The 19,530-nt window shown below is 74.1% G+C and carries 15 protein-coding genes; 12 read left to right on the top strand and 3 right to left on the bottom strand.

Going from position 1 to position 19,530, the window contains the following annotated elements:
- Nucleotides 1-34: 34 nt before the first annotated feature.
- The 12 genes from AC0ZLC_RS09300 to AC0ZLC_RS09245 all read left to right on the top strand — a co-directional run bounded on the left by AC0ZLC_RS09300 (nucleotide 35) and on the right by AC0ZLC_RS09245 (nucleotide 16,309).
- Nucleotides 35-1,051 carry a LacI family DNA-binding transcriptional regulator gene (locus AC0ZLC_RS09300; RefSeq protein ID WP_358849833.1) on the top strand — a complete coding sequence of 339 codons (1,017 nt, stop codon included), beginning with the start codon at nucleotides 35-37 and terminating at the stop codon, nucleotides 1,049-1,051.
- Nucleotides 1,048-2,586 carry a sugar ABC transporter ATP-binding protein gene (locus tag AC0ZLC_RS09295; RefSeq protein WP_476751414.1) on the top strand — a complete coding sequence of 513 codons (1,539 nt, stop codon included), beginning with the start codon at nucleotides 1,048-1,050 and terminating at the stop codon, nucleotides 2,584-2,586. The genes AC0ZLC_RS09300 and AC0ZLC_RS09295 overlap by 4 nt, the downstream gene beginning before the upstream one ends.
- A complete protein-coding gene (locus AC0ZLC_RS09290) occupies nucleotides 2,576-4,528 on the top strand; it encodes an ABC transporter permease/substrate-binding protein (protein ID WP_476751413.1) in 1,953 nt (650 codons plus the stop codon). Before AC0ZLC_RS09295 ends, AC0ZLC_RS09290 begins: the two co-directional genes overlap by 11 nt.
- Before the next feature lie 180 nt (nucleotides 4,529-4,708).
- The gene (locus AC0ZLC_RS09285; RefSeq protein ID WP_476751412.1) at nucleotides 4,709-5,608 is read left to right on the top strand and encodes a ribokinase; all 900 of its coding nucleotides are present in this window, start codon (nucleotides 4,709-4,711) and stop codon (nucleotides 5,606-5,608) included.
- Nucleotides 5,605-5,994, top strand: coding sequence for a D-ribose pyranase (gene rbsD / locus AC0ZLC_RS09280; protein ID WP_476751411.1), 390 nt, complete (start codon nucleotides 5,605-5,607; stop codon nucleotides 5,992-5,994). The genes AC0ZLC_RS09285 and rbsD overlap by 4 nt, the downstream gene beginning before the upstream one ends.
- Nucleotides 5,995-6,390: 396 nt before the next feature.
- The gene (locus tag AC0ZLC_RS09275; protein WP_476751410.1) at nucleotides 6,391-6,723 is read left to right on the top strand and encodes a hypothetical protein; all 333 of its coding nucleotides are present in this window, start codon (nucleotides 6,391-6,393) and stop codon (nucleotides 6,721-6,723) included.
- A 22-nt stretch (nucleotides 6,724-6,745) separates the two neighbouring features.
- Nucleotides 6,746-7,057: a pore-forming ESAT-6 family protein gene (locus AC0ZLC_RS09270; protein ID WP_121402948.1), complete on the top strand. Its 312-nt coding sequence runs from the start codon at nucleotides 6,746-6,748 to the stop codon at nucleotides 7,055-7,057.
- A 131-nt stretch (nucleotides 7,058-7,188) separates the two neighbouring features.
- The gene (locus tag AC0ZLC_RS09265; protein WP_476751409.1) at nucleotides 7,189-7,506 is read left to right on the top strand and encodes a hypothetical protein; all 318 of its coding nucleotides are present in this window, start codon (nucleotides 7,189-7,191) and stop codon (nucleotides 7,504-7,506) included.
- Nucleotides 7,507-7,519: 13 nt separating this feature from the next.
- Complete coding sequence (gene eccD / locus AC0ZLC_RS09260; protein ID WP_476751408.1) at nucleotides 7,520-8,902, top strand: type VII secretion integral membrane protein EccD; 1,383 nt, start codon at nucleotides 7,520-7,522, stop codon at nucleotides 8,900-8,902.
- Between the two features lie 690 nt (nucleotides 8,903-9,592).
- Entirely contained in the window at nucleotides 9,593-10,651 is a 1,059-nt protein-coding gene (locus tag AC0ZLC_RS09255; protein ID WP_476751407.1) for a CpaE/TadZ family protein, read from the top strand.
- Between the two features lie 61 nt (nucleotides 10,652-10,712).
- The gene (gene eccCa, locus AC0ZLC_RS09250; protein ID WP_476751406.1) at nucleotides 10,713-14,702 is read left to right on the top strand and encodes a type VII secretion protein EccCa; all 3,990 of its coding nucleotides are present in this window, start codon (nucleotides 10,713-10,715) and stop codon (nucleotides 14,700-14,702) included.
- Nucleotides 14,699-16,309: a DUF6177 family protein gene (locus AC0ZLC_RS09245; RefSeq protein WP_476751405.1), complete on the top strand. Its 1,611-nt coding sequence runs from the start codon at nucleotides 14,699-14,701 to the stop codon at nucleotides 16,307-16,309. Before eccCa ends, AC0ZLC_RS09245 begins: the two co-directional genes overlap by 4 nt.
- Nucleotides 16,310-16,332: 23 nt before the next feature.
- Here AC0ZLC_RS09245 and AC0ZLC_RS09240 read toward each other — a convergent pair whose 3' ends face one another.
- The 3 genes from AC0ZLC_RS09240 to AC0ZLC_RS09230 are packed head-to-tail and all read right to left on the bottom strand — an operon-like array spanning nucleotide 16,333 to nucleotide 19,465.
- On the bottom strand, nucleotides 16,333-17,130 hold the full coding sequence (locus AC0ZLC_RS09240; protein ID WP_476751587.1) for a sugar phosphate isomerase/epimerase family protein: 798 nt from the start codon (nucleotides 17,128-17,130) through the stop codon (nucleotides 16,333-16,335).
- A gap of 35 nt (nucleotides 17,131-17,165) precedes the next feature.
- A complete protein-coding gene (locus tag AC0ZLC_RS09235; RefSeq protein WP_476751404.1) occupies nucleotides 17,166-18,317 on the bottom strand; it encodes a dihydrodipicolinate synthase family protein in 1,152 nt (383 codons plus the stop codon).
- On the bottom strand, nucleotides 18,314-19,465 hold the full coding sequence (locus AC0ZLC_RS09230; RefSeq protein ID WP_476751403.1) for a Gfo/Idh/MocA family protein: 1,152 nt from the start codon (nucleotides 19,463-19,465) through the stop codon (nucleotides 18,314-18,316). Before AC0ZLC_RS09230 ends, AC0ZLC_RS09235 begins: the two co-directional genes overlap by 4 nt.
- Nucleotides 19,466-19,530: the final 65 nt, after the last annotated feature.

The following is a 19,530-nucleotide window of genomic DNA, read 5'->3' as shown; positions in this document are numbered from 1 at the left end:
CGTGTAATCGATTCCACGAGGAGGTGGAGCGACGATGGCGAGCATCAAGGACGTCGCTGCCGAGGCGGGCGTCTCCGTCGCCACGGTCTCGCGCGTCCTGAACGACCATCCGTCGGTCAGCGCGGACGCACGCGCCCGTGTCCTGACCGCCGTCCAGACCCTGGGCTACCGCCCGAACGCCGTCGCCCGCTCCCTGCGCACCGACCAGACCCGCACCCTCGGCCTGGTCATCAGCGACGTGCTCAACCCGTACTTCACCGAGCTGGCCCGCTCCGTGGAGGAGGAGGCCCGCGCCCTCGGCTACAGCGTCATCATCGGCAACGCCGACGAGCGGCCCGACCTCCAGGACCACCACGTCCGTACACTGCTCGACCGCCGGATCGACGGGCTGCTCGTCTCCCCCGCCGACGGCGGCTCCCCCGCCATGCTGGACGCCGTCCGCGCCGGGACCCCGATGGTCTTCGTGGACCGCTGGATCCCGGGCGTGGACGTGCCGGTGGTGCGGGCGGACGGACGCGCGGCGGTGCGCGACCTCGTCGCGCACCTGCACGGGCTCGGCCACCGCAGGCTCGCCATCATCGCGGGCCCGGCGGCGACCACCACCGGCAGCGAGCGCGTCGAGGCGTTCCGGGAGGCGCTCGCCGAGTACGGCATCGCGCTGCCCGACGCCTACACGGGCCAGGGCGACTTCCAGGCGGAGAGCGGACGCCGGGCCACCGAGGGGTTCCTCGCCCTGGACGAGCCGCCCGAGGTCGTCTTCGCCGCGGACAACCTGATGGCGCTCGGTGCGCTGGACGCCATCAGGGCGCGCGGGATGCGGGTCCCCGAGGACATCGCGCTCGCCGCCTTCGACGACATCCCGTGGTTCGTCCACACCGATCCGCCGATCACGGCGATCGCCCAGCCGACCGGCGCCCTGGGCCGGGCCGCCGTCCGCGCCCTGGTCGACCGCATCGAAGGACGGCCCCCGCAGTCCGTCACCCTCCCCGCCCGCCTCGTCGTGCGCCGCTCGTGCGGCGAGAGCGCCCCCGTGCAAAGGAGCAACCCGTGAGCCACCCGGACGAGTTGCTGCGTATCGAAGGCATACGCAAGACCTTCCCCGGCGTCGTCGCGCTCGACAGCGTGGACTTCGACCTGCGCCGCGGTGAAGTGCATGTGCTGCTCGGCGAGAACGGCGCCGGCAAGAGCACCCTCATCAAGATGCTCTCCGGCGCCTACCGGCCCGACGCAGGACGGATCCTCGTCGACGGCGAGGAGACGCGCGTCCACGGGGCGCAGGACTCCGAACGCCTCGGGATCGCCACCATCTACCAGGAGTTCAACCTCGTCCCGGACCTGACGGTCGCCGAGAACATCTTCCTGGGACGCCAGCCGCGCCGCTTCGGGCTGATCGACCGCAAGACCATGGAGGCCGACGCCGCCGCACTGCTCGAACGGGTCGGCGTGCACGTCTCCCCGCGGGCGCGGGTGCGTGAACTGGGCATCGCCCGCCTCCAGATGGTCGAGATCGCCAAGGCGCTCAGCCTGGACGCCCGCATCCTGATCATGGATGAGCCGACCGCGGTGCTCACCTCCGAGGAAGTGGAGAAACTCTTCGCCATCGTGCGCCGGCTGCGCGAGGACGGCGTCGGCATCGTCTTCATCACCCACCACCTGGAGGAGATCGCCGCCCTGGGCGACCGGGTCACGGTCCTGCGGGACGGCCGGAGCGTCGGCCAGGTGCCAGCCACCACCCCCGAGGACGACCTCGTACGCCTCATGGTGGGCCGGTCGATCGAGCAGCAGTACCCGCGCGAACGCTTCGACGCCGGGGCCGCCTTGCTGACCGTCGAGGGGCTCACCCGGGACGGCGTCTTCCACGACGTGTCCTTCGAGGTGCGGGCCGGTGAGGTCGTCGGCATCGCCGGGCTGGTCGGCGCGGGCCGCACGGAGGTCGTCCGGGCGGTCTTCGGCGCCGACCCGTACGACAGCGGGTCCGTCGAGGTCGCCGGGGCCCGGCTGCCGCGCCACGACGTCGGCGCCGCCATGACGGCGGGCATCGGGCTCGTCCCCGAGGACCGCAAGGGCCAGGGGCTGCTGCTCGACGCCTCCGTCGAGGAGAACCTCGGCCTGGTCACCCTGCGCCGGGCGACCCACGGCGGGCTCGTCGACCTCAAGGGGCAGCGGGAGGCCGCCGCCCGCATCGCGAAGCAGCTCGGGGTGCGGATGGCCGGACTCGGCCAGCACGTGCGCACCCTGTCCGGCGGCAACCAGCAGAAGGTCGTCATCGGCAAGTGGCTGCTCGCCGACACCAAGGTGCTGATCCTCGACGAGCCGACACGCGGTATCGACGTCGGCGCCAAGGTCGAGATCTACCAGCTCGTCAACGAACTGACCGCCGCCGGCGCCGCCGTCCTGATGATCTCCAGCGACCTGCCCGAGGTGCTCGGCATGAGCGACCGGGTGCTGGTCATGGCCCAGGGCCGGATCGCCGGCGAACTCCCGGCCGCCGAAGCGACCCAGGACGCGGTGATGGCACTCGCCGTCAGCACGTCCGCCCCCACCCACACCGGAACTACCGCAGTGGAGGACTCCCGTGGCCACTGACACGCTCAAGAGCTCACCGGGCGCCGGTGGCGCCTCGGCGGTCCGCCGCCTTCTCCTGGACAACGGCGCGCTGACCGCGCTCATCGTCCTCGTCGTCGCGATGTCGGCGCTGTCCGGCGACTTCCTGACGACCGACAACCTGCTCAACATCGGCGTCCAGGCGGCCGTGACCGCCATCCTCGCCTTCGGCGTCACCTTCGTGATCGTCTCGGCGGGCATCGACCTGTCGGTCGGTTCCGTCGCCGCGCTGTCGGCCACCGTCCTCGCCTGGACGGCGACCTCCCAGGGCGTCCCGGTATGGATGGCGGTGCTCCTCGCGGTCGCCACCGGCATCGCGTGCGGCCTGGTCAACGGCGTGCTGATCTCGTACGGGAAACTGCCGCCGTTCATCGCGACGCTCGCCATGCTCTCGGTGGGCCGCGGCCTGTCCCTGGTGATCTCGCAGGGCAGCCCGATCCCCTTCCCCGGCTCCGTCTCGCACCTCGGCGACACCCTCGGCGGCTGGCTGCCGGTGCCGGTGCTCGTGATGATCGTGATGGGCCTGCTCACGGCCCTGATCCTCGGCCGCACGTACATCGGGCGCTCCATGTACGCCATCGGCGGCAACGAGGAGGCGGCGCGCCTGTCCGGGCTGCGGGTGAAGAAGCAGAAGCTCGCGATCTACGCGCTGTCCGGTCTGTTCGCCGCGGCGGCGGGCATCGTGCTCGCCTCCCGGCTGTCCTCCGCGCAGCCGCAGGCCGCGCAGGGCTACGAACTCGACGCGATCGCCGCGGTCGTCATCGGCGGCGCCTCGCTGGCGGGCGGCACGGGCAAGGCGTCCGGCACGCTGATCGGCGCGCTGATCCTGGCGGTGCTGCGCAACGGCCTCAACCTGCTGTCCGTGTCGGCCTTCTGGCAGCAGGTCGTGATCGGTGTCGTCATCGCGCTGGCGGTGCTGCTCGACACGGTGCGGCGCAAGGCGGGGGCGACCCCGGCGGCCGCCGGGACGGGCACTCCGGGCGGCCGGGCGCGGCAGGCGGGCACCTACGTGCTGGCGGCCGTGGTCGCGGCGGCCGTCGTGGGCGCGATGTCCTTCCTGCACAACGGCTCGTCGGGCGGCACGACCCAGAAGGTGGGGCTGTCCCTGTCGACCCTGAACAACCCCTTCTTCGTGCAGATCAAGGCGGGCGCGCAGGAGGAGGCGAGGAAGCGGGGCGCGGACCTGACCGTCACGGACGCGCAGAACGACGCCTCCCAGCAGGCCAACCAGCTGCAGAACTTCACCAGCGAAGGCCTCGGCTCGATCGTCGTCAACCCGGTGGACTCGGACGCGGCCGGTCCCGCGGTGCGCGCCGCGAACAAGGCCGGCATCCCCGTGGTCGGGGTCGACCGGGGCGTGAACAAGGCCGACACGGCGGCGCTGGTCGCCTCCGACAACGTCGCGGGCGGCAAGCTCGCCGCCGAGACCCTCGCCGACAGGCTCGGCGGGCGTGGCACCATCGTGATCCTTCAGGGCCAGGCGGGCACCTCCGCCAGCCGTGAGCGGGGCGCCGGGTTCGCCGCGGGCCTGAAGGAGCACCCCGGCATCAAGGTCGTCGCGAAGCAGCCCGCCGACTTCGACCGCACCAAGGGCCTCGACGTCATGACCAACATGCTCCAGGCCCACCCGGACGTGCGGGGCGTCTTCGCCGAGAACGACGAGATGGCGCTCGGCGCGATCAAGGCGCTCGGTTCCAAGGCCGGAAAGTCGGTCGCCGTCATCGGCTTCGACGGCACCCCCGACGGACTGAAGGCGGTCGAGGCGGGGACCCTGTACGCCTCCGTGGCGCAGCAGCCCAGGGAACTCGGCCGGATCGCGGTGCGCAACGCGCTGGCCGCCGCCGAGGGCGAGAAGGTCGACAAGACCGTGAAGGTGCCGGTGAAGGTGGTCACGTCCAAGAACGTGGCCGGGTTCGGCGGCTGACGGACGGGCCGGGTCGGGGGCGCTTGCTCCGGACCCGGCCCGCATCGGCGTACGGGGGCCGGACCCGGCCCTCATCGACAGGCGGGGTCCGTACCCGGTCCCCGTCGGCATACGGGGGCCGGACCCGGCTCCCGTCGACGTACGGGGTGCGCCCCGTGGACGTACGGAAAGAGTGTGCTGATGTACGACTACGACCTGCTGGTCGTGGGATCGGCCAACGCCGATCTGGTGATCGGGGTCGAGCGGCGTCCCGCGGCCGGGGAGACGGTGCTCGGCTCCGACCTCGCCGTGCACCCGGGCGGCAAGGGCGCCAACCAGGCGGTCGCCGCCGCCCGGCTCGGCGCCCGTACGGCCCTGCTCGCGCGGGTCGGCGACGACGCGCACGGACGGCTGCTGCTCGACTCGCAGCGCGCGGCCGGTGTCGACACGGCGGGCGTACTCGTCGGCGGGGCGCCGACCGGGGTCGCACTGATCACGGTCGACCCGTCCGGGGACAACAGCATCGTCGTCTCGCCCGGTGCGAACGGGCGGCTGACCCCCGAGGACGTCCGCGCGGCCGGGGACCTCTTCCGGGCCTCCCGCGTGGTCTCGGCGCAGCTGGAGATCCCGCTGGAGACGGTCGTGGAGACCGTACGGGGCCTGCCGGCCGGCGGTCGCTTCGTCCTGAACCCGTCACCGCCGGTGCCGGTGCCCGCCGAGGTGCTGGCCGCGTGCGACCCGCTGATCGTGAACGAGCACGAGGCCCGCGTGGTGCTCGGCGACGCGGCGGGGGACCGGCCCGAGGACTGGGCGCGGGCCCTGCTCGCCCTCGGACCGCGCTCGGTGGTCGTCACGCTCGGCGCCGACGGCGCGCTGGTGGCGGACGCGGAGGGCACGGCCCGGGTCCCGTCGGTGCGGGTCGACGCGGTGGACACCACCGGGGCGGGCGACGCGTTCACCGCGGCGCTGGCCTGGCGTCTGGGGACCGGCTCGTCCCTGGCCGAGGCCGCCGCGTACGCGGCCCGGGTGGGGGCCGCCGCCGTCACCAGGGAGGGCGCGCAGGTGTCGTTCCCCACCGCCGAGGAGGTCGCCGCGCTGTGAAGAGGGCCGGAATACTGAACCGTCATCTCGCGGGCGCCATCGCCGAGTTGGGGCACGGTGACGGGGTGCTGGTGTGCGACGCGGGGCTGCCGGTCCCGGACGGGCCGCGCCTGGTGGACCTGGCCTTCCGGGCCGGGGTGCCGTCGTTCGCGGAGGTCCTCGACGGGCTGCTGGCGGAGCTGGTGGTGGAGGGCGGCACGGCCGCCCACGAGGTCCAGGAGGCGAACCCGCAGGCGGCGGCCCTGCTCCGGTCGCGCCTGCCCGCACTGGAACTGGTCTCGCACGAGGAGCTCAAGTCGCGGTCGGCGGGTGCGCGGCTGATCGTGCGCACCGGGGAGGCACGGCCGTACGCGAACGTGCTGCTGCGGTGCGGGGTGTTCTTCTAGGCGGGCCCGAGGTCCCGAAACCCCGTGGTGGGCGGGGCTCCCTGGGGCCGGGTGGTCCGGTGGTCAGCGCGATTTCGAAGGAGCCCGGTCCGTCGACCGGGCCCCTTCGGCTTTCCCCTCCCCCGTCAGAACCCCCGCGATCCCCCCGGATCCCCCTCCAAGAGTCCTGACTCAAACAAGACCCGCTGTCCCGCGGAAGGGTTGCACGCTCTCCCGAAGATTTTTTCCCGGGGCCGTCAACACCCCGCACGGGCGCGGAGACCCGGAGTCGCGAACAAGTCCGCGTTACGTCCTGATCGTGTCACTTGGCGTCCAACGGCGTTGCCGCTGCAACGCGTCATGGGTCACGATGTTCGACGTACTGGTGAGTCATACGCGATACACGGGGGTGAATGCATGAAGTTCGACATGGGCTCCACGACCCTGGCGGACCTCGGCAAGAGCACGGTCGGATCCAGTGACGACCTGGGCACTCTGATCAAGTGGCTCGTGCAGGCCGCGGAGCCGCTGGAAGGAAAGTTCAACGGCGCGGGCAAGGCCGCGTTCGACTCGTTCAAGAGCCGCGCGGACGAGATCACCGACGCGCTGAACGGCTCGCTGGGCGCGATCCTGGGCGGTCAGGGCGGCATGGACACCGCCTTCGGCACCGGTGACACCGAGCAGCAGGACAACGCCCACCAGAACATGGGGCAGGCCAACTTCGACGCGGCCCGCTTCGGCGCCCGATAGACGACTCAGGGGGATTTCGATCATGGGTCAGAACCAGGACCGCCGCTCGTACGACACCGGCGCCTCCACCGAGGTGCAGGGCAGTCTGCAGGGCATCATCGGCCAGTTGGAGCGGGTCCTCGGCGACCGCGACCGTGCGGTGCAGGCCGCGATGGCCGAGTTCCAGGCCGACGGCGTCTCCGACGACTACCACGGCAAGGAAGTCCGCTGGAACCGCGCGGCCAACGAGGTCCGCGACATCATCAGGCTCGTGCGCACCACGCTGGAGCAGAACGACGGCACCGCCCAGGCGACCCTCGCCAAGGCCCGCGCCGCCGTCGACAACATCGGCTGACACAGACCGGTGCCGGGCCGCGGTGACCGCCGCGGCCCGGCACCCGGCACGTCCGTGTGCCACCGCGCGTGGGACGCGCCCGCCCGGGGAAGCACCGTGATCGCCAGCACTCCTGGCAGGAAGGGTTCGTCGTGACGGCCCAGGAGTACGACAGCCAGCTGCTGGAGTCCGTGTCGGTACGCCGGCGGCGGCTGCGCGACGCCCTGCTGTTCGGGGCGCAGCGGCAACGCCGTTCGGTGGACGAGCGGTTGGGCAAGGTGTTCGCCGGGGTGGTGATCGCGGCGGTGCTGTGCGCGGGATGCGTGGGGTGGTCGTTCGTGTCGCACCGGATCATCGGCAAGAACCCGAACGGCGGTCCCGTACAGCCCTCTTCGGGGGTTTCCGCGCCGTCGTCACCGGGGCCCTCGGCGGGGCCCTCCGCGTCCTCAACGACCCCTTCTACCCGGTGATAGGTTCGAATTCGTGATATCTGCGGGGGCTTCCATTCAGCCGGGTCCGGGTGACCGCGCGGCGCTGAGCAGGGTGACCCTGGTCGGCGAGCGGCAGCGCGTGGACCTCGTACTGCCGTCCCGGGAACCCGTCGGGCTGCTGCTGCCCGAGGTTCTGCGGCTGCTCGGCGACCGGGTCGCTGACCGTCCCCAGCTGCGGCACCTGGTCACCGCGGACGGCTCCGCGCTCGCGCACGACAGCACGCTGGAGTCCGCGGGGGTGCCCGACGGTGCCGTGCTGCGGCTCGTACGGGCCGAGGACGCGCCGTCCGCTCCGGTGGTGCACGACGTCAGCGACGAGACGGCCGACGACCTCGACGGGCGTGCCTGGCGCTGGCGGCCCGCCGTCCGGCGGGTCGTGGCCGGACTCGCGACGGTCGGCTGGGCGCTCGTCACCGGGCTGGTGGCACGCGGCGCGTACGGGCACGGGGCCGTCGGCGGCGGGCTGCTGGCCGCCGCCGCGGTCGCCGCACTCGCGGGTGTGCTGCTCGGGCGGGCCGGGCGGCGCGGGGTGGCCGCCACGCTGGTCACCACCGGCGGGGCGCTGGGCGCGCTCGGTGCCTGGACGCTGGGCGACGCCCGTGACTGGCCGACGGCGGTGCAGTCGGGGGGACCGGCTGCGGCCGTCGTCGTGACGCTCGTCCTGCTCGGCCGGTTCACGCCGCTCGGGCGCGGCGGGCTGGTCGGTGGCGCCGCCCTCGCCGCGACGGGCGTGTGCTGGGAGGCGGCCGTCGCCCTCCAGTCGGGGGCGGCGAGCGCCGGGGAGCAGGCCAGGGCGGGCGCCCTGCTCGCCGTCGGGTCCGTCGTCGTGCTCGGGCTGCTGCCCCGGCTGGCGCTGATGGCCTCGGGGCTCTCCGGTCTCGACGACCGGCGGTCGGGCGGCGCCTCGGTGAGCAGGTACCAGGTGACGGCGGCGCTCGCCGCCACGCACCGGGGGCTGGCGCTGGCGACGGTCACCGTGGCCGTCTCCGCGGCGGCCGCGGGTGTGCTCGCCCTGCGGGAGCCCACCGTGTGGACGGTGCTGCTCGCCGCCGTCACGACGGCGGTGCTCGCACTTCGCGCCCGCGCCTTTCCGCTGGTCGCGGAGGTCGTGGTGCTGCTGCTCGCGGGGGCCGTGCTCGCCGTGCGGCTGATCTCCGTGTGGCTGGAGCGGTCCGGTGCGGCGGGGCCGCTGGCCGTGCTGGCCGGGCTCGCGCTGCTGCCGCTCCTGGTGCTCGCGGTCCAGCCCGCCGAACATGTGCGCGTACGGTTGCGGCGCGCCGGCGACGTACTCGAATCCGTCGGGGTGATCGCCCTGTTCCCGCTGGTCCTCGGCGTGTTCGGCGTGTACGGACGACTGCTCGACACCTTCGCATAAGGGGCGGACATGGCGCAGGAACAGGGACAGGGACAGGGAGGGGACTGGCAGCGGGACGTGCTGCGCCGCCTGCAACAGGCGGAGACGACCGCACCCGCCGGGACGCCGGCCGCGGGCCCGGCGACACCGCCGCGTACGGAGCGGCCCGACGCCGGGGAGCCGTCCCGCGCCGTGGGGCACGTGGAGCAGGCCGGTGCGGCAGGACGTGCGGGTGCCGCCGGGCACGTGGGGGCTGTAGGGCACGCCGGTGCCGCCGGGCAGCCCGGTGCCGTAGAGCAGCCCGGTGCCGTCGGGCAGCCCGGTGCCGGCGCAGGGCACGCCGGTTCGGTCGGGCAGCCCGGTGCCGTGGGACACGCCCGTGCCGTAGAGCAGCCCGGTACCGTCGGGCAGCCCGGTGTCGGCGCAGGGCACGCCGGTGCCGTCGGGCGGGCCGGGGGTTTCGGGCCGGGTGGGGGGCCGGGCTCCGCCGGTTCCGGGGGGCGGCGGGGCGAGCCTGCGTTGCGTCTCGTGCATCCGCCCCGATCCACCGGGCCGACTGCCCCCGCGACCGGGCAGCCCGCACCTCCCGCCGCCGCCGTGCACCCCGGGGCGTCGGCGGAGTCCGCGATCCCCGCGCCCGGGCGCCCCGCCACGCCCACGCAAGCACCGCTTCCCGCCCCCTCGCCGGCGGAGTCCGCCGTCCCCGCGCCCGTGCCTCCCGGGCGGCCCGCCGGGCAGGCGCCCGGCGGCGGCCCGCCGGCCCCGGTCCTGTCGGCCGCGGCGGGCGAGGGGCAGCCGGCCGGGGGCAGTCCCGTGCCGGGCGGCTCGCGGGAGCCCCGGCTGCCCGCGTCCGCGCCGGAGTCCGTGCCCACCGTCGATCCCCGGCTCGCGCGGGCCCTGGGCCGGCCGCAGCACGGGGACTCGATCACCCGGCGCACCGGACGCTCGCTGCGCCGGCTGACCGCGTCGGCCGCCCAGGACGTGACCGAAGAGACCCGGATCGCCCGGGAGTTGCAGCAGCCCGTCACCACCGGCCGGGTCATCGCGGTGACGTCGATCCGCGGTGGCGTCGGCAAGTCCACGGTCTCCGCGCTGCTGGGCCGCACCTTCAACCACTACCGGCACGACCCGGTGCTCACGCTGGAGGCGGACGCCGCGCTCGGCACCCTGCCCGTGCGGATGGGCGCGGAGTCCGTGCGCTGGGCGTGCGCCGACCTGGCGCAGGTCCTCAGCCCGTCCATGCGGCTGAACGACGTCACCGGCTACCTGGTGCCGGTCGCGGACGGCGGCTGGCTGTTGCCCGCGAGCCGGGGCCGCGTCGGCGCCCCGCTGGACGTGCCGACGTACCGCACGGTGACGCTGGCGCTGCGCCGGTACTTCGCTGTGACGGTGGTGGACTGCGAGAGCCTGCCAGGCGAGGTGGCCCGTACGGCGATGGACACCGCGCACGCCCGGGTGGTCGTCTCGCCGACGACGGCCGAGGGCGTCAACGGAACCCGCCAGGTCCTCAACTGGCTGGCCCAGTTGCCGCACGCCGCGCTCGCCTCCACGGTGGTCGCGCTCACCGCGGGCTCGCCCGACCTGGTGCTGGACGTCAAGGCGGCCACCGCGCACCTGAAGGAGACGGGCGTCACCGTCGTCCCGCTCCCCTACGACCGGCATCTTGCGGGCGGCGGCCCCATCCGCACCGACCTGCTCGGGCAGGCCACCCGCGACGCCACCGTCCGCCTCGCCGCCGAGGCCATGCGGCGCGCGACGAGGGTGCGATGACCGCCCGCCGCAGCGCCGCAGCACGTCACGACACCGGAGCCGTCCGAGAAGGGGTCCGTCCGTGACCCAGAGTCTGATACACCGGCCCGCCCGCTCGACCCGGCCGCTCGCGCCCGCCGGGCCGCGCACGGTCGAACCGCCGCCGAACCTGCCCGAGGGCAAGCTCGGCAACGCGGCGACGGCCCTGCTGCCCATGGCCGGCGTGATGGGTTCGGTCGTCATGATGACCGTCATCCGCAACAGCCAGTTCGCGGCGCTCGGCGCGATGGTGCTGGTCCTCGCGCTGCTCGGCGCGGTCGCCCTGTTCCTGTCCCAGCGCGGCAAGGCGCAGCGCACCCGGCGGGCCCAGCGCGAGCGGTATCTGGAGTATCTGGAGGAACTGCGCGAGGAGTTCGGTGCCGCCGAGCGGGAGCGGCGCCGGCTGGCCCGGGTCCTCAACCCGCCCCCGGAGGGGCTCTACGACCTCGTACGGGATCCGGCCCGTCTGTGGGAGCGGCGGCGTCAGGACCCGGACTTCCTGCGGGTGCGGGTGGGCACGGGCGACGTGCCGGTGCAGGAGCTGGCCATCGACTCGAACTCCGGCGGGGTGATGACACCGCCGGACCCGTTCATGCTCAACGAGGCGCGGGCACTGCTGGCCCGGTACTCGGTCGCCAGTGACTGTCCGCTGACGGTGCCGCTGGACCGCGCGGGCAACGTGAGCATCGTCGGCGACCGCGAGGGCGTGCTGCGGGTCGCCCGCGCCCTGCTGATCCAGACCGCCGTCACGCACGCCCCGGACGACGTGGCCGTCGCCCTCGGCATCCCCGGGGAGCGGCTGGCCGACTGGGAGTGGGCCAAGTGGCTGCCCCACGTGCTCGATCCGCAGGAGCAGGACGGGCCGGTCGCCGCCCGCCGGATCGCCCCGAGCCTGCCGCAGCTCGCCGCGCTGTGCCGGCCCGAGCTGGACCGGCGCGCGTCGTACGCGGCGGAGGTGCGGCGGGGTCTGTCCGGCCGGGACGCGCTGCGGATGACGAGCCGGCTGCTGGTGGTGAGCGACGAGTACGGCGAGACGGCCGCCGAACTCCCGCGGCCGGACACGGTGGTCGAGCTGCCGGACATGGGCGTCACCGTGCTGCACCTGCTGGAGCGGCAGGTGCACGAGCCGGACCAGGTCGGCGTCCGTATCCGCGTCGACGGCGACCAGGTGACGGTGGAGGACCTGCGCGAGCCGTCCGCGGTGGCGCAGGGCACGGCGGACGCGGTGAGCCCCGCGGGCGCCGAGGGGCTGGCGCGGCTGCTCGCCCCGCTGCGGCTGTCGGCGGAGTCCGCGGCCGAGGGGACCCCGGTGTCCGGGCCCGTCGACTTCCCCGGTCTGCTCGGCGTCGAGGATCCGGCGGGGCTGGACATGGCCCGGCTGTGGGCACCGCGCGGCGAGCGTGAGTTCCTGCGCGTACCCATCGGCCTGACGGACCGTCATGAGCCGGTGCTGCTGGACCTGAAGGAGTCCTCCGAGCTGGGCATGGGGCCGCACGGGCTGTGCGTGGGCGCGACCGGTTCCGGAAAGAGCGAGCTGCTGCGCACGCTGGTGCTGGCGCTCACCGCCACCCACTCCCCGGAGGACCTGGCCCTCGTCCTGGTCGACTACAAGGGCGGTGCCACCTTCGCGCCCTTCACCGAACTCCCGCACGTGGCCGGGGTCATCACGAACCTGGAGAACCAGGCCGGGCTCGTCGAGCGCGTCCACACCAGCCTCGCCGGCGAGGTCAAGCGCCGCCAGCAGGTGCTGAAGGACGCGGGGAACGTCGCCGACATCGGGCACTACGCGGCCCTGCGCGCCGCCGCACGGCCCGATCTGGAGCCGCTGCCGCACCTGTTCGTCGTCATCGACGAGTTCGGCGAACTCCTCACGGCCAAGCCGGACTTCATCGACCTGTTCCTGTCGATCGGCCGCATCGGCCGCTCCATCGGCGTGCACCTGCTGCTGTCCAGCCAGCGCATCGAGGGCGGCAAGCTGAAGGGGCTGGACACCTATCTGTCGTACCGCCTCGGTCTGCGCACCTTCTCCCCCGACGAGTCGCGCACGGTGCTGGACACCACCGACGCCTTCCACCTGCCGCCGCTGCCGGGCTTCGGCTATCTGAAGGTCGACACCTCGATGTACGAGCGGTTCAAGGCGGGGTACGTGTCCGGCGCCCACCGGGGCCCGGCCCTGCGCGACCAGCGGGACGACGAGCCGCTCGCCTGGCCCTATCCCGCCTTCAACACCCTCGGCACGGCCCCCGCCGAGGGCGGCTCCGAGCCCGCCGCGACCAAGCGGGAGACCGGACCGACCGTGATGTCGGTGATGGTCGACCAGCTGGCCGGGGCGGCTCCGCCGGTGCGCCGGATCTGGTTGCCGCCGCTGCCGGCCGCCGTCACCCTCGACGCGGCCGCGGGGCCCGTCCAGGTCACCGAGCGCGGGCTGCACCTGGCCGACGGTCCGGCCGGGGCGATGCGCGTGCCCCTCGGCGTGCTCGACGACCCGGCCGGCCAGTGGCAGGGCAAGTGGCTGCTCGACCTGACCGTCGCCGGCGGGCACGCCGCCGTCATCGGCGGACCGCAGTCCGGCAAGACCACCCTGCTGCGGACCCTCGCGCTGGCCCTGGCGGCCACGCACACCCCGTACGACGTCGCCGTCTACGGGCTCGACCTGGTCGGCGGCGGTCTGTCGGCGCTGGCCGGGCTGCCGCACGTCGGCGGGGTCGCCGGGCGCGCCGACCACGAGCGGGCCGCCCGGACGGTCGCCGAGGTGCGGGCGATGCTGGCCGAGCGCGAGGAGCTGTTCCGCGAGCACGGCATCGACTCCGTCGAGCAGCTGCGCCGGCTGCGGGCGCAGGGCCGCCTCGCGGAGCTCGGCTCGACCGACGTCGTCCTGCTCGTCGACGGATTCGGGGCGCTGCGCGACGAGTTCGCCGAACTCGACGACTCGGTGACGGACCTGCTCAAGCGCGGCGGCGGGTACGGCATCCACGTGGTCGCCGGCATGCTGCGCTGGAACGACGTGCGGATCGCCACCCAGTCCATGTTCGGCACGCGCGTCGAGCTGCGGCTGAACGACCCGGCCGACTCCTCCGTCGACCGCAAGCTGTCCGAGACGCTTGCCGCGGACACCCCGGGCCGGGTCCTCACGGACCGGAAGCTGTTCGCGCAGGTCGCGCTGCCACGCATCGACGGTTCGCCGTCCACGGACGACATCGGGCCCGCGCTGGAGGAGGCGGCGCGCACGATCCGGGCCACCTGGCACGGTGACGTGGCGCCGCCCGTCCGGGTGCTGCCGACCCGCCTGCCGGCGGCGCGGCTGCCCTCCGTGGCCGCCGAGCCGCGACGTGTGCCGCTCGGCGTGGACCAGGACGCGCTCGCGCCCGCCCTCCTCGACCTGTTCGGGAGCGACCAGCATCTGCTGATCCTGGGCGACAACGAGTGCGGCAAGACGAACCTGCTGAAGCTGATCGCCGGACGGCTCGTCGAGCGGTACAGCGACGAGGAGCTGGTCTTCGGTGTCTTCGACCCGCGCCGCGGGCTGCGCGGGGTGATCCCGGAGGCGTACCGCGGCGGCTACGCGCACAACGCGAAGCTGTCCGCCGCGCTGGCCGGCGGCATCGCGACCGAACTGGACAAGCGGCTGCCGGAGAGCGCGGACCCGGACACGCTGAGCGCCGAACCCGCTTTCAGCGGGCCGCGGATCGTGATCCTGGTCGACGACTACGACATCCTCACCACGGCGGGCCAGCAGCCGCTGACGCCCTTCCTGCCGTACGTCTCCTCCGCCCAGGACATCGGGCTGCACTTCGTCATCGCCCGCCGCGTCGCCGGGTCCTCCCGCGCCCTGTACGAGCCGCTGCTGACGACGCTGCGCGAGACCGGCACCGCCGCGCTCGTGATGACCGGTGACCGCACCGAGGGCCAGCTCTTCCCGGGCCTGTACGCCTCGGCGCAGCCGCCGGGACGCGGCACGATGGTCCGCCGCGGCCGCCACCACCAGCTCATCCAGACCGCACTCTCCGACACCGAGGAAGCCGAACGCCCGTGACCAAGGACGTCATCGCTCTCACCCCGAAGATGCCCGACGTCTGGGCCCTGCTGACCGGCCTGTACGCGGGCGGCCCCGACCTGGGGGTGTCCGCGGCGGCCGACGGAGCGGTCATCCAGCTCCACGGGCCGGGAGGCCGCCCGCTCGTCTCCGTCGAGGCGCCGGTCCTCGTCCAGGTGCCGGGCGAGGCGCAGCGTCTGCTCGGACCGTCGGCCGCCGGTGTGCCCCTGCCGTTCTGGTGGACCGAGGCCCGCGCCTCCACGGCGGTGCCGGAGGCGGAGCGCCTCGCCGCTTCCGTCTGCGGCCGGCTCAACGCCCTGCTGGGCGGCATCACCTGGCCGGCGGGCGCGGCGCGTACGGAGGTGGTGGACACCTCCGCCGTACCGGCACCGGAGACCGCGGAGCCCGCTACGGACGGGGAGCCGCAGGCCGCCGGGAGCGGCGGGGCGGAGGGCGGGGAGCCACAGGCCACCGCCGGAAGCCCCGGGACGGAGAGCGGGGAGCCGCAGGCCGCCGCCGGGAGCCGCGGGACGGACGGCGGGGAGCCGCAGGCCGCCGCCGGGAGTCGCGGCACGGACGGCGCGGACGCCTCCGTGACGGCGCGTGCGGCGGTCGGTCTGCCGGCCGTCGACGTGCTCACCGACAGCACCGCCGTCGTCCTGGCCGACCGGCCGGTGATCGCCCTGACCTCGTGGCTGTCGGAGATCCTGCGGGAGGCGTCCGGCTCGCGCCGCGCCCTGCAGATCGTGACCCCGCCGCACGTCCGGCTGAGTCCGGCCGCCCGCACCACGCTGGCCCGGGTACCCAACCGCTGGGTCGTCGAGGACCCGGACTGCGGGTACTACGACGGGCTGTCCGGGGCCGTACTGCGCTGGCAGGGCGGCACCTTCACGCCCGCCCTCACCGCCGACGGGAGGGCGACGGTGGCCCGCGCGTTCTCCGCCACCGGCCCCACCGCCGAGCGGCAGCTCCACGTCGCGTTCCGCACCCGGCACGCCGCCGACCCGAACCTGCTCCTCGGCGGGGCGCTGGAGACGGCCTGGCGGGCCCTCACCGGGACGCCGCCCGCCGGCTGGGGCACGGCCGAGCCGGTCAACCTGCCCTGGTCGCCCCGGCAGTTGACGGATCTGGCGCACGGGCGGGCGCCGGCCGCCACCCACCTGATCGCCGTGGGCGACCCGGCGCGGCCCGCGGTCGGAACCCTGCGGGTGACGCGTACGGGGGCGGGTGTGGAGGAGGACATGCTCCTCACCCTCGGCTTCGGCGAGGACGAGGAGCTGCCCCTCGACGCGGTCCAGGACCTCGCCGGGGTCCTCGTCGGCGACCACGCCCTGGTCAGCCTGCTCGTCTCGGTCCGCAGGGCCCGCCGGGACCTGACCGCGCCCCCGCTGCTGGAGGCTCCGCCCGTGCCCTTCTCCCTCACCCTGGGCCCGGACGAGGTGCGCGGCATCGGTCTCGCCCACGCTCGGCGCCCGCCCGTCGCCGTCCGCCCGGTCCCGCTGGGTCCCGCGGCCGGGCCCGCCCTGCACTACCCGCTCGGCGACGGGAAGGACCCGCGGTCCTGGGCGACGTTCCAGCAGCTCACGCAGCACCTGAAGCGGGGATAGCGGACCGCAGGGGCGACCTGGTCCTACAGGGCGTGCGCCACGAACCGGGCCGCCGTCTCGGCCAGCACCTCGCGTCCGTCCCGTGCCCACAGCCCGTCGTTGAACAGCTCGACCTCGATGGGACCCGAGTAGCCGGCCGCCTCCACGTACCCGCGCCACTCCCGCAGGTCGACGGCGCCGTCCCCGAGCTGGCCACGCCCGTTGAGGACACCCTCGGGCAACGGGGTCACCCAGTCGGCGAGCTGGAAGGTGTGGATGCGGCCGCCGGCGCCGGCCCGGGCGATCTGCCGCGGCGCGGTGTCGTCCCACCAAATGTGGTACGTGTCCACCGTGACGCCCACCTGGTCCGCCGGGAAGCGTTCCGCCAGGTCCAGGGCCTGGGCGAGGGTGGAGACCACGCAGCGGTCGGCGGCGAACATCGGATGCAGCGGTTCGATCGCCAGCCGTACGCCGCGCTCGGCCGCGTAGGGGCCCAGTTCGCCGAGGGCGTCGGCGATCCGCTCCCGCGCGCCGTGCAGGTCCTTCGAACCCGCGGGCAGCCCGCCCGAGACCAGTACGAGGGTGTCCGTGCCGAGGGCCGCCGCCTCGTCGACGGCCTCCCGGTTGTCGTCCAGGGACCGCGCCCGCTCGTCCGGGTCGGTCGCGGTGAGGAAGCCCCCGCGGCACAGCGTGGTCACGGCGAGCCCCGCGTCACGCACCAGCTTCGCCGCCGCCCCGACGCCGTACGACCGGACGGGTTCGCGCCACAGACCGACTCCGGGCACGCCCAACTCGGCGCATGTGTCGACCAGTTCAGGCAAGGACAACTGCTTCACCGTCATCTGGTTGACGGAGAGGCGGGAGAGGTCCTGGGTGGTCACTGGGCGACTCCGTACACGGCGAGCAGGTTCCTCATACGGGACTCCGCGAGCGCCGGGTCCGGGAACAGGCCCAGCCCGTCCGCGAGTTCGTAGGCACGCGCGAGGTGCGGGAGCGAGCGGGCCGACTGGAGTCCGCCCACCATCGTGAAGTGGGACTGGTGGCCCGCGAGCCACGCCAGGAGGACAACCCCGGTCTTGTAGAAACGGGTCGGCGCCTGGAAGAGATGACGCGACAACTCCACCGTGGGGTCGAGGAGTTCACGGAACCCCTTCGCGTCCCCCGTGTCCAGGACGCGTACCGCCTCGGCGGCGAGCGGGCCCAGCGGATCGAAGATGCCGAGCAGGGCATGGCTGAAGCCCCGCTCGTCGCCCGCGATCAGCTCGGGGTAGTTGAAGTCGTCGCCGGTGTAGCAGCGCACGCCGTGCGGGAGCCTGCGGCGCAGGTCGATCTCCCGCTGCGCGTCCAGGAGGGAGACCTTGACGCCGTCGACCTTGTCGGGGTGCGCGGCGATGACCTCGAGGAAGGTGCCGGTCGCCGTGCCCAGGTCCGCCGAGCCCCAGTAGCCCTGGAGCGCCGGGTCGAACATCGGGCCCAGCCAGTGCAGGACGACCGGTTCGGCGGACTGGCGCAGCAGATGCCCGTACACCTCCAGGTAGTCCTCGGCGCCCGACGCCGCCGCGCACAGCGCCCGGGACGCCATGAGGATCGCCTGCGCGCCTGTCCCCTCCACGAGCGCGAGCTGTTCCTCGTAGGCGGCCCGGACACCGTCGAGCGAGGCGGAGACGAGCTGGTCGGTGCCGACCCCGCAGGCGATTTGCCCGCCGACCGCCCGCGCCTCGGCGGCGGAGCGCCGGATCAGCTCGGCGGCGCCCGCCCAGTCCAGGCCCATGCCGCGCTGCGCGGTGTCCATCGCCTCGGCGACCCCGAGGCCCTGCGCCCACAGGTGGCGGCGGAAGGCGAGGGTCGCGTCCCAGTCGACGGCGGCCGGGGAGTCGGGGGTCGTGTCGGCGTACGGATCGGCCACGACGTGCGCGGCCGAGAAGACCGTACGGGAGGTGAAGGGGGCGCCCGGGGACAGGGCGAGCGGATCGGAGCGCGGGGTGTAGGCGCGCAGTTCCCCGTCCGCGCCGGGCAGTCGGATCGTCACAGCGAGATCTCCGGTACGTCGAGACGGCGGCCCTCGGCCGAGGACCTCAGACCCAGTTCGGCGAGCTGGACGCCGCGGGCGCCGGCCAGCAGGTCCCAGCGGTAGGGCGCGTCGGCGTAGACGTGCCGCAGGAAGAGCTCCCACTGCGCCTTGAAGCCGTTGTCGAACTCGGCGTTGTCCGGGATCTCCTGCCACTGGTCGCGGAAGGAGTACGTGGCGGGGATGTCCGGGTTCCAGACCGGCTTGGGCGTGGAACTGCGGTGCTGGACGCGGCAGTTGCGCAGCCCGGCGACCGCCGAGCCTTCCGTGCCGTCGACCTGGAACTCGACCAGCTCGTCCCGGTTCACGCGCACCGCCCACGAGGAGTTGATCTGGGCGACGGCGCCGCCCGCCAGCTCGAAGACGCCGTACGCGGCGTCGTCGGCGGTCGCGTCGTAGGGCTTGCCCTGCTCGTCCCAGCGCTGCGGGATGTGCGTGGCGGTGAGCGCCTGAACGGAGGTGACCCGGCCGAAGAGCTCGTGCAGCACGTACTCCCAGTGCGGGAACATGTCGACGACGATGCCGCCGCCGTCCTCGGCGCGGTAGTTCCAGGAGGGCCGCTGCGCGCACTGCCAGTCGCCCTCGAAGACCCAGTAGCCGAACTCGCCGCGGACGGACAGGATCCGTCCGAAGAAGCCCCCGTCGATGAGCCGCTTCAGCTTCAGCAGTCCGGGCAGGAAGAGCTTGTCCTGGACGACGCCGTGCCTGATGCCCGCAGCGTCGGCGAGCCGGGCCAGCTCCAGGGCGCCGTCGAGGCCGGTCGCGGTCGGCTTCTCGGTGTAGACGTGCTTGCCGGCGGCGATCGCCTTCCTGATCGCCTCCTCCCGGGCGGACGTGACCTGCGCGTCGAAGTAGATGTCGACGGCCGGGTCGGCGAGCACCGCGTCCAGGTCCGTCGACCAGTGCTCCAGGCCGTGCCGGTCCGCAAGCGCCGCCAGGGCGTGCTCGCGCCGCCCGACGAGCACCGGCTCGGGCCACAGCACGGTGCCGTCGCCGAGGTCGAGACCGCCCTGCTCGCGCAGGGCGAGGACCGAGCGGACGAGGTGCTGGCGGTAACCCATGCGCCCCGTCACGCCGTTCATGGCGATACGCACCGTCTTGCGTGTCACGTCATTCCCTTCGTACGCGTCCGGCGCCGCGTACGCTCGCAGGCGAGCGAGACAGCAAGCGCTTT

Source organism: Streptomyces sp. GLSS-08 (assembly GCF_056387915.1).
This window is presented reverse-complemented; position numbering and strand designations above follow the sequence as displayed.

Excerpts from the sequence above, each read along its gene's own strand:
- AC0ZLC_RS09300 (WP_358849833.1), top strand. The coding sequence starts at position 35 with ATGGCGAGCATCAAGGACGTCGCTGCCGAGGCGGGCGTCTCCGTCGCC.
- AC0ZLC_RS09285 (WP_476751412.1), top strand. The coding sequence starts at position 4,709 with ATGTACGACTACGACCTGCTGGTCGTGGGATCGGCCAACGCCGATCTG.
- AC0ZLC_RS09275 (WP_476751410.1), top strand. The coding sequence starts at position 6,391 with ATGAAGTTCGACATGGGCTCCACGACCCTGGCGGACCTCGGCAAGAGC.
- AC0ZLC_RS09270 (WP_121402948.1), top strand. The coding sequence starts at position 6,746 with ATGGGTCAGAACCAGGACCGCCGCTCGTACGACACCGGCGCCTCCACC.
- AC0ZLC_RS09240 (WP_476751587.1), bottom strand. The coding sequence starts at position 17,130 with ATGACGGTGAAGCAGTTGTCCTTGCCTGAACTGGTCGACACATGCGCC.